Origin of the sequence: Loktanella sp. DJP18, assembly GCF_049310965.1 — a bacterium.
Lineage (GTDB): Bacteria > Pseudomonadota > Alphaproteobacteria > Rhodobacterales > Rhodobacteraceae > Loktanella.
This window is the reverse complement of the sequence record NZ_JBMERN010000043.1, coordinates 1-13,448: the sequence shown is the minus strand read 5'-3', so window position 1 is coordinate 13,448 and position 13,448 is coordinate 1. Positions and strand designations below refer to the sequence as shown.

Here is a 13,448-nt window from a genome sequence, read left to right as displayed (position 1 = left end):
CATTTAACATATGCCATTCACGTATACAGACGATGACGGCAAACCTGAAAGGCCTGTGTCGTGAAAGTCAAAATGTCCTCACCGTTCCTCGGCACAAAAGGCGCTTCACTTGCTGAATACGGTCTGCTCGTAGGCCTGATCGCCGTGACCGCGACGACTGCCGTCGCCAGCCAAGGCGCCAAAGTCAGCACGATCTTCGCAGACGTTTCCTATGCGATTTCAAAGAAGGAAGCTGTGGTGGCGTCACCCAGGGAAGGCAATTCAATGCCGGACCCGATGCTGACGACGCCACAACCTATCGAGATCACGGTGGGTGTTAGCGATATCAATCCCGATATTATGGGATACGCGTCACCAGACAACAGCGCCAATCCATTCGGTATCATCTCAGGCGGTTCTCCGTCATCTATCGAAATCCTGTCCATCGCGCAGGATACGTTGAACGACGTGACGTTTCTGGTCGCGCGCGGTGACACGACAGACATCCTTGCAGGCAAATGGATGAACTGTGACGATGGCAATCTCATCTATTTCGATGACGCAGACACACGGTCCTACGATGCTGCGACTGGTGCCACACTCTACCAGTTCGACGCACATAGCTGGTCCATAACACCAGGCAGCACGGTCAACTGCATCATATCCTGATCGGTGCGGCTCAGCTCTGCGTAGCCAAATATATCCTTCATGTTGTGCGAAAGACGCGCAAGCGGGCTCTACGTGCCTTCTAACACCATTCCAGAAACAGAGATAGCATCACGAAAACCCGCCTTCACTGTTACGACGTTCGCCCTGTTCACGCCTGCTGGCGTCGCGCAAGCGGCTTGAAAGGACTACAGGTTTCAGGAAGACGCCCAGAGTGCTTACAACTCTGACAGCAAGTCTTACAGCGCCCTTGATGCCGATAATGACGCCATAGCATGCGAAGCTCTCCCCTCGAAAGGTAAAGCCACCAGCCTCGGCCGGCCAAAAGCTTTCTGGAATGCGCCCGACACCTACGTCCTGCTGGTTGAGCCGGGATATTTTACAGTCTGGCCTACGCGCGGCCGAGGTTGAGACAGAACACCCCACATATCCTGCGAAGAAAATTTCACCAACAATTTCCGTTCGTCCGCAATCGACACCTTCTCCTTCCCGAAGGAGACCGGATTACCGTGCGGATTGCCAAGGAAATCATTTTGCTCGACGCGCTACCGGCCGATATGGCCGTCGAGCTCGCAGTCTTGCGCAGTGAGATCCTGGGAGGTTTCAAGCACATCGTGTGGCCACCGTGTGCTGAGACGTTCACAATCAATCCGGTAATCCATGGAAACGGCGTCACACCGATCAAAGATCCGATGATGGATCATCTCGAATATAATGGCTGGACTCATCAGGTTCAGCTGAGGCCGGAGGCAAATAACGGTCCGGTTGACGCTGCAAAGATCCACGGAGGAGTGCGCGCCTGCCTGGAATGGGAAACGGGCAATGCGGCTTCAACCTACCGCGCAATGATGAAAATAATGGATGCGCTGACGTTCCGCAAGATTGATGCGGCTTTCATCGTGGTGTCCGACATCTTGCTGGCCAAATACCTCACAGACAGGGTCGGCAAGGACGAAGAAGTGAAATGGGGTGGCGATATGTTGCCGCATTTATTTAATCATGGCCATGTCGCAATGATTGTTATGGAACCTGACGGCTACGACAAACGGGTTCCGCTGATCGCCAAGCAAAACTGTGGCAATGGTGTTGTAGCAAAGCGCAAAGGCAAAAAGCCTGCTGCACCCTCAGACCAGCAGATGAACCTGTTCACGGACGTGTATTACCCGGATCGCGGCGACTCGTCCTCCAATCCGGACGAAGAAGAGGACATGCTGGCCTGGGGTGGTATTGCTTGGAAAAATTTGCCCCGTAAGGGGTAGGCGCAAGGATGCTGAGGTATATATGCGGCGGGCCAATTATTGGAAGCTTGCTGATAAAGAACTTTCCTATCTTAAAAACAGGCCAAAGCCAAGACGTGAGCTCAGCTTTCTCTCTGGCTGATGCCAGGCCTGGCAGGACCAGGGTTGCTCCGTTCTGAAACCGCACCGGCTCTCGCGCCAACACGGCCGAGACCGTGATCTCGCAGGTAGAGCGCGCCTTTGCGCGCGTTTACCACCACTCCGGCCGCCAGCCCTTACACGTTCGGGAACGATCCGCATCCGCACGTGTGCCATATCTTCGACGGCGAGAGCGGTGACGCAAGGGTTCACGGGCACAGTCACATTTTCGGCAGCTTTGGCGCGTTGTCCGGATGCTGCAATATGCCGGTCAAAACGACCCTGACGCCCTCCGGGTGATAATCGATGCTCACATCACCCTCAAAATCGGTAGCCAGGACACGCGAGATGAGGCGCGATCCAAAGCCTTCGGCCTTTGGTGGGGACACTTCGGGTCCACCGCGATCCTGCCATTCGAACCGGAAAGCCTCACCGTCGTCCCCCTATGCGGCGACCGACCAAGTGATGACGACGCTGCCGCCCTCAACGGACAGAGCACCATATTTTGTGGAGTTGGTCGTCAACTCATGCAGCGCCAGCGCCAGTGAAAGCGCGCGCTTTGCATCAAGCATCACCGGCGGGCCGTCGATGGAAAAGCGATCTTCCTGATGCGCGACCGTGTTTGATATGACTTCGAGGATCGGCGCGCCATTCCACGACGTCGCTGTCAGGATGTCCCGCGCCCGCCAGAGCGCCATCAGTCGTTCGCTGAACGCGTCACGTCGCACCTTGATGTCGTCACCACGCAGCGTCTGATTGATGATTGAAGAGATCATCGCCATCAGCCAGCCCCTTACACTAAATGGTGCAATCGCGGCGGAGGTCCGGTTTGAGCTTAAACTGACGCTGTTAATCGGGGATGGCTCTCGCAGTCGCAACGTTTTCCCAGGCGTCGCGCACGGCCCAATGCTTGTGCCCGCTTCTGTTCGAGAGCGCGATTGCGAAAGGAACTGCCTTGGCCCATCTCCAGATCACATCTATCGGCACTGTGTGAGACAACAATCCGATCAGCGGGCGGGCGCAACGCTGGCAGCCGGCGTGTCCGCGTCCATCAGGCCGGCAGTCCGCCACGCCCTCCGTCCTCGACCAGCGGCAGCAGGATCACCACGCGTGTGCCCTTGCCCACCGTGCTGCTGAGCGTTATTATGCCACCCGCGTCTTCAGTAAAGCGGCGTGCCTGAAATAGGCCCATACCCGATCCGTCGCGGCCTTTCGTCGAAGCGAAGGGAGCGAAGAGCCTTTTCCGGATGTGCTCCGGAATGCCGACGCCTGTGTCCTCGACAGCAATCTGGACGTAGTCGCCGTCGCGCAGCGTTTCGTGCCCGCGGAGCGGCAGGCGTGCCGTGGCGATGCGCAGCAGACCGCCATTGGGCATCGCGTGCGAGGCGTTGACGCACAAATTCATCAGCGTGGAATCGAGCTGAGCGAGGCTGACCTCGACCACCGCTTCCGCGGCGTTAAGGTCCAGCCGCAGCTCGACCCCAGGCCCGGTCGTTCGCCGAAGCAGGCTCGAAAGATGCTCAATTTTCTGGTCGAGCCGAACCTGCAAAGCCCGGAGTTCGTGGTCCTTGGCAAAATTCAGAAGGTCCGTCGTCAGCGCGATACCACGGTCTGTGGCCTCGTCGATTGCCGCCAGCAGTGTTTCGTCGGCGTTCTGGCGTCGCAGCAATCGGGTGCCCGACTGCATCACCGCCAGCAGGTTCTTGAAATCGTGCGCGACCCCGCTCGTCATGAAGCCAATGGTCTGGACCTTTTCATACATCAGCGCCTCTTGTCGCGCGACCTGCCGTTCCAGGGTTCGCCGCACCGTCGCCGAGCGCAAGAGCAGCGCCAGCACGACGATCAGGATGCCGGTAAGCACCACGACACGGACCAGCTGCCACCACCCGGCCAGCGCCTCAGCCCTGTCGAGCGACACGCCCACTATTAGCGGGAAGTCTTCGAGCGCGGCATACCCGATGATCACGGAGCGCCGATGCACGCCACTGATGCTGGTGTAGACGCCGCTCGGCGCTTGCGTCAGCCTATTGCGAAAGAGTTCATGCTCGGTCAGTTGCATTCCGTATAAGTCGGGTAGCGGCGGCACGCTGGCGATCAAGGTGCTGTCGTCGTGCAGCAAGGCGACGGTGTCGAATTCCCGCAATTGCAGAAGCTGAAAGGTCCGCTCGACAAAGCTTGGCTCGACTGCCGCTACGGCAATGCCGGCGAAGCTGCCATTTGCGGATTCGATCCGTCGGGCGACCGGCACAAACCAGTCCCCGTTTGTCTTCGACTGGACAGGACGCCCCACAAACAGTTCCATCGCCGGGTCATCACGCAGTATCTGGAAGTATCGCCGGTCGACCAGCGACACGCGCGGCGCGTCGGATTGGGTCGTATGGATCGCATAGCCGTCCACGCCGACGACGTAGAGCGCGCTCACGTAATCAAGTTGTTCGTTAATCTGGTCCAGATAAGAGGCATAATCGAGGTCGCCATCAGGTGGCTGCGTGCGTTCCGACATGGTCACCATCGACAACAGCGCCGCATCCGTCGCATGCATCGCGAGCCGCGTGTGTTCCCCCAGCAGCGTTGTCAGATTTTCGGCCGTGGTGCGCGCCTCATTCAGTGCGTAACGAAAGGATTGCGCCAGAATAAGCGCGGACACGACTACTACAAAGCAAACAACGACCGCCGCTTCGAGCCTCGGGCGGCGCGAGGTGTTCGGCAGCCAAGTGCGCCAGCGTTGGGGTGAAGGAGACGTCGTATAATCCGTCATTTGGTCGATCCTGAGTTGGAGACGCGCACGGCGAACTCGCCTGAACCATATCGGCTCAGGCGATCACCGCTCCACGTGTATTGGCCAAGAGGCATCCGACGCACGCTCCATTAATTTCAGGCCCAGCTGCGCGAGTAGCCTGATCGACAACCATACCGTGCAGTTGCAGGCGTGAACAGGGTCTTGGAATAAACGTAGCACAAATTGAGGGATCGTAGCGACCGGCAGGAAAATCCGCATACCGGACACAGGCAAGCTCCCGAAAATTTCTTCGGGAGCTTCACGTCGTCTGTGTCCCCTTGTAATATGACAGCACCACGCGATTTGCATCATTTACCGCAAAGGGCTTGCGCCATCAGGTTCTTGTTGCGATGCTGCAATTCGCCGCTCAAAATGGCTTGCTGTGCCTCGGCGTTCTTGCGGGCGGTGATGTCGAAGGTGACGCCCGGGAAATGAACAGCCTGACCTGCGCCGTCCAGTGTCGCCTGTCCCTGCGCCGTGACCCACCGCACAGATCCGTCGGGCTGCATCAGTCGGTATTCCGATGTAAAGGCTTCGCCCGTTCGCAGTGCCTCCGCGATTTCACGACGCACGCGGCTCACGTCATCGGGATTGACGTTGGCCAGGAACTGCGCGATCGGTGCGCCAGTTTCGGCCTGTTGCGGATCGACCCCATAGAGATCGGCGAAGCGTGCATCGGCCGTCACGTAGTCGTCAGCCACGTTCCAATCCCACGTGCCGATGCTGTTGCCGGCCGACAACGCCATGTGCAGCCGCTTGTCACTTTTCGCAAGCGCCCGCTGGCTGTGGATCTGTGCGGTGGTTTCGGTGCAAACCACGAAAAGCCCGCGAACCTGTCCCGTCGCATCGAAGGCAGGGTTGTAAGAAAAACTGAAATTCGCATCTTCCAGGACGCCCTGGCGATCGATCATCAGACTGATGTCGTCGATATGCACTGGCGTACCATCGTAGACCCCGTCCATCAGCGGTCCAAGATCAGTCCAGGCCTCGGACCACACATCGGCCCGTGCGGCGACCAAGTGCGGCGGGGTGTTTATGTCCGAGGGTGGGCACACAGTATTGATTGTAAAGCCACGCCTTGTCGCAGCCCCAAGTCATGAACATCGGCTGCGCCGAGCCGTGCATGAGGGCGATCAGCGACCTGAGCGCGTCGCTCCAGTCTTCGATCGCACCCAGTTCAGTCGAAGACCAATTGAAGTCCCTTATGGCGATGCTCATTTCATCGTCCCCCGGCGGGAAGTCGGGCTTGATGCCAAATATCGTCATTAAGCTTCCTTTAGAAACCTGCATGCCCAGAAAATTGAGGATTAAACGGGCGATACGTTAATCGTTCACAGCGACGCAAAAAATGTAGAAGCCGGATGAGCACCGAAGCCACACTCCCAAGCAATAGACCAACGGTAATGCAACGCTCACGAACGGACCCGCCGCGTTTCGGCGAAAATCCTGAGGGCCATCGACTGATGAGCCAAGTTTTTTCTCGGGGATAATTGGGACAGTTCATCTCGTGCACACCTTGACCCATCGACCGCGGCTCCATCGACATCTGTGATGCGAGCCACATGTAGGACCAGTCCAGTGCCTGCCCTCGTCAATCGAAGCCAGCAAAAGCCACAAGCAAAGGATGTGGCGTGATGGGGTTTCATGCTTGACAAACATGATCTTTCGCCTCACATTATGACCATTATCTGGGTCAATAAGTGAGGCACATATGTCCTACATCGCGCGCCCCATTCCGACTGCACAGGATCTGATGCACCCTGACGGCACGGTTGCGCTGGATGCTCTGCTTGACGATCTTCATATGAACAAGTCCGATCTTGCCCTCACACTGGGTATGTCGAGGGAGTCACTATCCAAAACATCTCGCCTGACGGCGCAGGCATCGCAGCGCAAGCTCAGGGACTTTGTCGAAATCCTCGTGCGCGTGGCACCCTGGGCAGGCTCCATCCCTCAAGCCTTTGCGTGGTTCTGCGCGCAGCCCCTGCCGTCCTTCGGTGACCAGACGGCCGCGGACCTTGTGCGGGAGGGGCGCGCAGAGGCGGTAAAATCCTACATCTCCCGGATTGCTGTCGGTGGCTACGCTTGAGGCTGCGAACCCAGGTTTTTCGCGCTCACAATCCCGGATGGGCATCAGGGCTATCGCGTTTGGAAATTTGAGCGCGAAGAGGGCGAACGGAGCGTGAACTTTTGGGCTCTCTCGCTGCGTTCGTGGTCAGTTTTCGATGATTTTCGACCTCTACGTGACGAGACATACCCAAACGCGATTCCCCTGGGATGGGCATTCGCACCGATCTCCGGTGATGGTGCCGCATTACACGGCGGTCGTTTCAATCCGACCGGACGTCCCGCTCTGTATACTTCGCTCACGCAGCAATGCGCCTGGACGGAAGCCCAGCAGGGCTTTGCGTTCAAGGCCCAGCCGGTCACCACTTGTGCCTACGCAGTCGATTGTGACGACATCGAGGATCTTTGTGACCCTGACACGTGCAAGCGCTTGGGCGTCAACGCAACAGACTTGTCCTGCCCCTGGGAAGATATCGTGGACCGCGGCACTATCCCGCCGAGCTGGGAGCTCGCTGAACGCCTCATGACAGCCAACGTAGCCGGGATCGTCGTGCCGAGCTTCGCTCCGGGGGCAACTGTCACCATGCAAAATGTCGTATTCTGGGATTGGAGCGAGGATCGTCCGCATCAGGTGCGCGTTATCGATGATTTTGGTCGCCTGCCCCGAGACCGCTCATCCTGGAGCTAAGATATCGTCGAAGTTAGAGTCTTTTTTCTGCCGCATGACCAGAAACCCAATATCCTCATCGGTCATCCAGCCCTTTACATTAAATGGTGCAAGTGTGGCGAAGGACTGGTTCATGCCCATGTTGCAAGAATTCTGCTTCGCAGCGAATGTTGGCTGTCAGGAGGCTGGCAAAAACCTTCAACAAAGTATTGGGTTTGGATCGGGGTTTTTGGCAGCCTCCAACGAGGTAGTTTCTGCCTGTTCCAAAAACGAGGGTTTGTTGAAAGGGTATTTATCACATAACTCAGTGCGATTTTTTGGAGCATGATTCAGCGGAAAAAAATCAAAAACCATTTTTATGTTAATTAGAGAGATCCATCCTTGAGACACGTCATTCAAAGTATGTCCAACAATGAGCGGGATTTTGACCGCCTCATCATTGAAGAGCTCGCTTTTAGCGAAGAATTCTACGAAGCATTTGCACAAGCTCTCGGGATAGATCCGCGACCGATAACGGCGATCAGGCATTCAGTTCAAGAAAGCTTTGGCGGACTCGCTTGGGGGGAGACCGACATCTTTGTCTCGTTCTACGATGGTGGGGCTCTGATGATTGAAAACAAGGTAGGTGCAGAGTTTCAACCTGATCAAGCTGCACGCTACCGCGCGAGAGCAGCACATCACATGATCGGGGGCGCTGACGTGAAGACCGTCTTGGTTGCGCCAGCAGTTTACCTCGCCACGGTCCGCGTTACGGACTGGGACTTGATGTGTTCATATGCGTCGATAGCGGACTGCATTAGCATTCAATGCCCTCGAGGCGAGTGGCGAAAGTCCATGCTGCGGGAGGCTGGAAATCGTGCCGCTAAGTTGCAGAATATGGCTACCAGCTCAGCATCACGAATGATGGCGTCGGCAGAGCTTCGCGCCTTTAAGACAGCATGGCACGCGATGATTGGGGAGAGCATCGAGTGGGCCGCCAACCCACAGGCGGGGGCTTTGGACGAATTTCTTTATGCACCTGTCGATAACCCATTTGGTTTGAAGATTTGGCATCATCCCTTCGGCGGATACATGTCTGTCCAAAATCTTCAGAAGTTTCCGATTATAGAAACTGCCGAGTTCGCGGCTGCGCTACCAGAGGACTTCTATATCGCCAGAACCGACAAGAGCACATATCTCAACTCGCCAACCCCGGCGATTGATATGACCGCAAACTTCACTGATGAGATCGAAAATGTTGAAAAAGGCATGCGAATAGCCAGACAAGCTATCGATCTAGCTGGAGCTGCAATACGGGCGGCCGGAGGCTAGGGGGCAGGTCGCCATACCTTCCAAAAACGACCGTTTGTTGAACGGTTTACCAGACCAGACATTGATGCACGTGCAGCGAACGTCTCAAAAGTCCGCATAGCGGACATAGACAAGCTCCCGAAAATTTCTTCGGGAGCTTCACGTCCTTTGCATCCCCCTGAAATATAACCGCACCACGCGAATTGCACATTTTACTACAAAGGGCTTGATCGGCCATCGAGGGATACGCAATGCGGCCGACCTTGTGCGCGAGGAAGAGAAAAAAAGAGAGCACACCGTTGTCATGACATCGGCTATGCAGCCGCATCAGCGGACGGCAAAACGCTCCACGCGCGTCGCCACTTTCTGGACCTCCTCCCAGAAGCCTGTGTGATGATGGGCGACACGCTGAGACGACTTGCAGGAAGGATTATCTCAGCCCAGACCAACTCCGGTCGTCGGTAAAGGCCCGATCCGGGGAAATATGTGCCCGAACATAACCATCCGGCAAGGCCGACATCGGCAGGAATCCAACTGTGGACGCGGCAAGCAGAATATTTCCACGCCCCTGTTCATCGAGCGAACTCTGGACCACCTCGACGTGCGGGTAGATCTCATTGAGGATCGCAAAGACGCCGCGTGCGAGCGGTCCGTCTGACACGTCAATCAGGTTGACGTAGACCGGACCCCGAACAACGTCTGCCAAGCGCTGGAAGGTCTCCCGTGTGACGAGATGTGCGGGAACCGAGTTCGAGGAAAACGCATCCATCACAACAGCATCGAATCGCATGTCGGTTTCATTCAGGAAAACCCGCCCATCGGCATGGATGATTGCCATGCGACCCGACTGCTTTTCATCGGCACGCGCTGTGTCATAACCCTCTGCATCAATGACGGCGGCGGCACGCGGTAGATTTTCCATGACGACACGCGTTATGAGTGGGTCAATCTCGACAACGACCGCTTCCGCCAGTGGTTGCGCGCGCAAGAATGCGGAAGGAAGACTGTAACCTCCGCCGCCAATAAAAAGGACCCGCGCGTCAGGGCCGAGATCGCGGTCCATTCTCGCCCAGACCCATTGCGTGTAAGGCAGGCTGAGCTGCGGATCGCCAGTCCTGTCGACGACATCACCTGATGGCTCAGCGGCCTGGGTCACGCCATCAGAGACAAGTACAGTGGCTGTCCCGGCCTTCACCACATGAAGGCATGACAGCCCAGATTCGAACTCGCAAACCGAAAAGCCTGACAGTGCAGTCCAGCCGATGAAGCCGGCTGCGAGGCTTGGCGTGACGTATCCAGGGCGATCCTCATGATTGGCACCCAGTCCGCTGTGCTTGAGAAACGGCAGGCAGAGCAACGTCGCAGCACCACAAATGGCAAATGTCGCAACACTTCCGACGAATGGCAATGTGACGAAGCCAGCAATGATCGAGCCGAAAATGGCTCCAATAGAGCCCGCAGCCATCACCAGTCCGAGTGAAGATCCTTGCCGGCCTGGCCGTGCCTCGATCGCGAGCTTGGTCAGGAATGGTGTTGGCAAGGTCACGAAGACTGAAGCCGGGAAGAACACGATAAAAACCGTGACAAGCATGGCGATCGTCCCGCCTGCCAGAATTTCATGCATGACGACGAGAAGAACAGGTGAAGCCGCCATCAGGGCAGCCGTGCAGACAACGGCGCAGCGCATATTTCTGAAAGCTAAGGCGCGTGGCCGCTCAGCGACAAGGCCACCCAGAGCGCTGCCAAGTGAAAAGCCGCCGAGAACCGTCGCGATGACAGCTGTCCACGTTGACAGGGATGTTCCGAAATAGGGAGCAAGAACGCGTCCGGCCGCAATTTCGTAGGTGAGACCAACTGCTGAAAGAACAAGCGTCATGGCGATGATAATTGAGAAGCGGATGGCGTCCTCCTGTCCTTTTGCTAAATCTGCTTGGAAGATGGCGTCGAATTTCTAATGCGAGAATGATCTCGGTCAGAGGGCGCCGTGCGGCGGCTCCTGGCTCTGCCTACTATCGAAAGACTGCCCTGACGCACCCATCGTCCGGTTCACAAGCGCAAGACCTGCCAGCGCCAGGCCAAGCACCAGGAAAGACCCGGCGCGCATCAGGCCAGCAAGGTCTGAGGCATCGATAAGAAAGACCTTTGCGATTGCAAAAACCAGCACTCCATTGGCAACAATGCGCAACGCCTTCGATTGCTTGCGTAAGGACAGGATCAAAAGACCTGCGCCGACGGCGATTAAAAGTCCTGAATGGCTCCAGAGCTCGCCTTCGGACATCACCTTGATGGTCAGAACATCCCCGCGCCAAGCCTGTGCAATCGTCAAAAAGGCGTAGAGAAAAGCGAGCACACCGCCCGCACTTGCGGCAATCACACGCACAGCGCGGGGAAATACTCTCAGCCTCAAGGACATACCTAACAACACAAGACCAGGAAGAAGATATCCCAGCGTCAGCGAACTCAATCCGACTGATCCGAAAATGGGCGCCATGTGTCGAAATAGCGGGTTGGCAATCGTGATATTCACGATCAAGCCAGCACCTGCCAGCAGAAAGGCCACGGACGCCGAAACCAGACGCAGCATCCGGGCTGCGCGATGGGCACGTGATGAACCGCCATTCATCAAGAAGGCATTCATCAGTGACACCGTTCCGGCAATCAGCCAGACGGTTGCAACGAGCCCGATGGTCAAATGGTTGGAATCGTCATGAATAGCAGCAAAGTGGCCCGCATACAGATAGATCGCCGCGGTCATCCCGACACCACCCAACACGACCAGTAATCCCTCCAGTGCCGCACGCACTGTGACGCGACCGTCTTTTCCAACCAAAAGCAAAGCGGCCGCAACCAGGACAAAGGGCACGGCATAGGCCAAGAGAAGGTCAATCGTTGAACCAGATATCGCCCAAAGAAAGCCGGGTTGAACCACAGCCCGGTAAGAAATAACCGCCGCGCCGATCTGTACGAAATACCGGAGTGCGGGAAGACGAAACCGGTCGCCAAGACCAGCCGAACCCAGGATCAAGACCGAAAGCGCGATCGTGAGAGCAGTCTTCGTAAAGACGACGAAGAGCGCCAAGGCGATCATCGTGAAAGCGATCAATACTCCCATTGAAATTAGAAGGCGATTGTCCGGGTCGCGTCGCAGTGCACGCTCCGCAAACAACGTGGCCCCAGCGGCAAATAGCAGAGAAATACCTGACCATATCAGAACCCCCGTAAACGCCGCAGGCGACCCCAGCATCTCCTGGGAAATCATCAACCCGGGGCCAATAAGGGCGGCGAGGCCTGCGTATAGATACGCGGAAAATCCGGAGCCACTGATACTCCGATATGCCGCAAGCGCGGAGGTGACGAGTCCTGCCGCCACGAGTACATAAAGAGAGGATATCTGGGGGATGGCTGCAAGATAAATCGAACGGGGCTCCATACCACAGACCCAAACGATCCCGATCGCAAACAGACCGACTGCGGACATCACGGCGAGATCTACAGCGCCCGCGTGCGGCACACGTCCCTTCAAGCTGATGCCAAACAACAAGGTGCAAGCACCGATCGCGACGATCGTAATGACATCGCTTTCGCCACCCCACATGACAATGCCCGTCACGACAGCAGCCCAGATTCCAGCCGCCACAACCTGACGGTGATCGACCTTCTCTGAACTGCCGAAGGCAAGACCAAGCAGCAATGAAGGGCTAGCCATGCGCATCTGAAGAGATCCACCAAGGAACACCAGCGCCATAATGGCAACTGCCGTCGCATGAATGATGAATGGGACGGATGCGCCTTCGCCCATACTCATTACAAAACCTGCGGCAGCATAAGGAAGGATCAGTGAGACTGCGTCGATCCATCTCCATTTGCGCAAGGTGTTGATTACGAGGCCTGCGAGACTGATCAGGCAAAAATACGCACTCATAAGAGCGGGCGAGCCCGCCTCCCCGCCGGCGAGAAATGGTGCAGCGGTCGCGCCGACAATGCCGACGACTGCGAGGACTGGGCCATAGAACCACCCCAGGACCACGGAGAGAGCGGCCACGCAAACCAGAAGCGCCATCGACACCGCCGGACTGATCATACCGTAGAGAGCCTGGGCCGTCAGAACAGCACCAAAGAGTGTCACGATCCCAGCCCCCGAGAAAACCGAAGGGAGATACTCTGTCACGACTCCGTCTTGATCGCCGAAACGTCTGCGGATGAAGTCTCCACCGACAATGAAGACAAAGCCCAGAATGATCGCCAGACCGATGCGAACGATGGGCGCGAGAAAGCCCTGCTCAGCTGCGAACTGGGCTGCAAAAATCCCTGCCAAAGAGAGGCACAGCGCCGAGATGACGTAAATCCAATTCTGACTGATCCACGATGCGACAACCGGGATGAAGTCAGGCGTCCGTGGCTCGCTGGCTTTGCGACCCATCGCGCGAGCAGACTGTTCTTGCGCTGGCAGTTTCGGAGGTCTTTGCAATGAGGAAGTGACGACATCACCAGGTCTGGCCACATTACGGTTTGCAACTGGGCTATCGCTCGAAACTGACCGTGCATCTTTGTGGTCTGCGGTCGTTTGGATCTGTGCAGGATCGCGTGTTTGACTCCGCGCCTCAAGTATTTCGATGCGAACCTT

11 protein-coding genes are annotated in these 13,448 nt (G+C 56.8%); 5 read left to right on the top strand and 6 right to left on the bottom strand.

Features of this window, described 5'->3' with window-relative positions; genetic code table 11:
* Positions 1-60 precede the first annotated feature (60 nt).
* Together ACOI1H_RS13280 and ACOI1H_RS13275 are read left to right on the top strand one after the other, a co-directional pair.
* Positions 61-648 carry a Flp family type IVb pilin gene (locus ACOI1H_RS13280; RefSeq protein ID WP_422438122.1) on the top strand — a complete coding sequence of 196 codons (588 nt, stop codon included), beginning with the start codon at positions 61-63 and terminating at the stop codon, positions 646-648.
* Positions 649-1,154: 506 nt separating this feature from the next.
* The gene (locus tag ACOI1H_RS13275; RefSeq protein ID WP_422438120.1) at positions 1,155-1,904 is read left to right on the top strand and encodes a hypothetical protein; all 750 of its coding nucleotides are present in this window, start codon (positions 1,155-1,157) and stop codon (positions 1,902-1,904) included.
* Positions 1,905-2,464: 560 nt separating this feature from the next.
* Here ACOI1H_RS13275 and ACOI1H_RS13270 read toward each other — a convergent pair.
* The 4 genes from ACOI1H_RS13270 to ACOI1H_RS13255 all read right to left on the bottom strand — a co-directional run bounded on the left by ACOI1H_RS13270 (position 2,465) and on the right by ACOI1H_RS13255 (position 6,066).
* The gene (locus ACOI1H_RS13270) at positions 2,465-2,803 is read right to left on the bottom strand and encodes an HWE histidine kinase domain-containing protein (RefSeq protein ID WP_422438118.1); all 339 of its coding nucleotides are present in this window, start codon (positions 2,801-2,803) and stop codon (positions 2,465-2,467) included.
* A gap of 269 nt (positions 2,804-3,072) precedes the next feature.
* Positions 3,073-4,779, bottom strand: a complete 1,707-nt coding sequence (locus ACOI1H_RS13265; protein WP_422438117.1) for an ATP-binding protein — start codon at positions 4,777-4,779, stop codon at positions 3,073-3,075.
* 329 nt (positions 4,780-5,108) lie between these two features.
* Entirely contained in the window at positions 5,109-5,762 is a 654-nt protein-coding gene (locus ACOI1H_RS13260; RefSeq protein WP_422438115.1) for a PAS domain-containing protein, read from the bottom strand.
* A 13-nt stretch (positions 5,763-5,775) separates the two neighbouring features.
* Positions 5,776-6,066, bottom strand: a complete 291-nt coding sequence (locus ACOI1H_RS13255) for a hypothetical protein (RefSeq protein ID WP_422438114.1) — start codon at positions 6,064-6,066, stop codon at positions 5,776-5,778.
* A gap of 445 nt (positions 6,067-6,511) precedes the next feature.
* Here ACOI1H_RS13255 and ACOI1H_RS13250 point away from each other — a divergent pair, with 445 nt between their 5' ends.
* The 3 genes from ACOI1H_RS13250 to ACOI1H_RS13240 all read left to right on the top strand — a co-directional run bounded on the left by ACOI1H_RS13250 (position 6,512) and on the right by ACOI1H_RS13240 (position 8,845).
* Positions 6,512-6,889, top strand: coding sequence for a hypothetical protein (locus ACOI1H_RS13250; RefSeq protein WP_422438113.1), 378 nt, complete (start codon positions 6,512-6,514; stop codon positions 6,887-6,889).
* Between the two features lie 93 nt (positions 6,890-6,982).
* Positions 6,983-7,555, top strand: coding sequence for an RES family NAD+ phosphorylase (locus ACOI1H_RS13245; RefSeq protein WP_422438111.1), 573 nt, complete (start codon positions 6,983-6,985; stop codon positions 7,553-7,555).
* A 360-nt stretch (positions 7,556-7,915) separates the two neighbouring features.
* Positions 7,916-8,845 carry a hypothetical protein gene (locus tag ACOI1H_RS13240; protein ID WP_422438109.1) on the top strand — a complete coding sequence of 310 codons (930 nt, stop codon included), beginning with the start codon at positions 7,916-7,918 and terminating at the stop codon, positions 8,843-8,845.
* Between the two features lie 409 nt (positions 8,846-9,254).
* Here ACOI1H_RS13240 and ACOI1H_RS13235 read toward each other — a convergent pair whose 3' ends face one another.
* A complete protein-coding gene (locus ACOI1H_RS13235; protein WP_422438108.1) occupies positions 9,255-10,700 on the bottom strand; it encodes a fused MFS/spermidine synthase in 1,446 nt (481 codons plus the stop codon).
* Between the two features lie 96 nt (positions 10,701-10,796).
* On the bottom strand, positions 10,797-13,448 hold a 2,652-nt coding region (locus ACOI1H_RS13230), incomplete at its 5' end, for a DUF2339 domain-containing protein (protein WP_422438107.1).

What these genes read in the sequence shown, in the direction of transcription:
- ACOI1H_RS13270 (WP_422438118.1), bottom strand. Translation starts at nt 2,803, where the DNA reads ATGGCGATGATCTCTTCAATCATCAATCAGACGCTGCGTGGTGACGAC.
- ACOI1H_RS13260 (WP_422438115.1), bottom strand. Translation starts at nt 5,762, where the DNA reads ATGGACGGGGTCTACGATGGTACGCCAGTGCATATCGACGACATCAGT.
- ACOI1H_RS13235 (WP_422438108.1), bottom strand. Translation starts at nt 10,700, where the DNA reads ATGACGCTTGTTCTTTCAGCAGTTGGTCTCACCTACGAAATTGCGGCC.
- ACOI1H_RS13250 (WP_422438113.1), top strand. Translation starts at nt 6,512, where the DNA reads ATGTCCTACATCGCGCGCCCCATTCCGACTGCACAGGATCTGATGCAC.
- ACOI1H_RS13255 (WP_422438114.1), bottom strand. Translation starts at nt 6,066, where the DNA reads ATGACGATATTTGGCATCAAGCCCGACTTCCCGCCGGGGGACGATGAA.
- ACOI1H_RS13265 (WP_422438117.1), bottom strand. Translation starts at nt 4,779, where the DNA reads ATGACGGATTATACGACGTCTCCTTCACCCCAACGCTGGCGCACTTGG.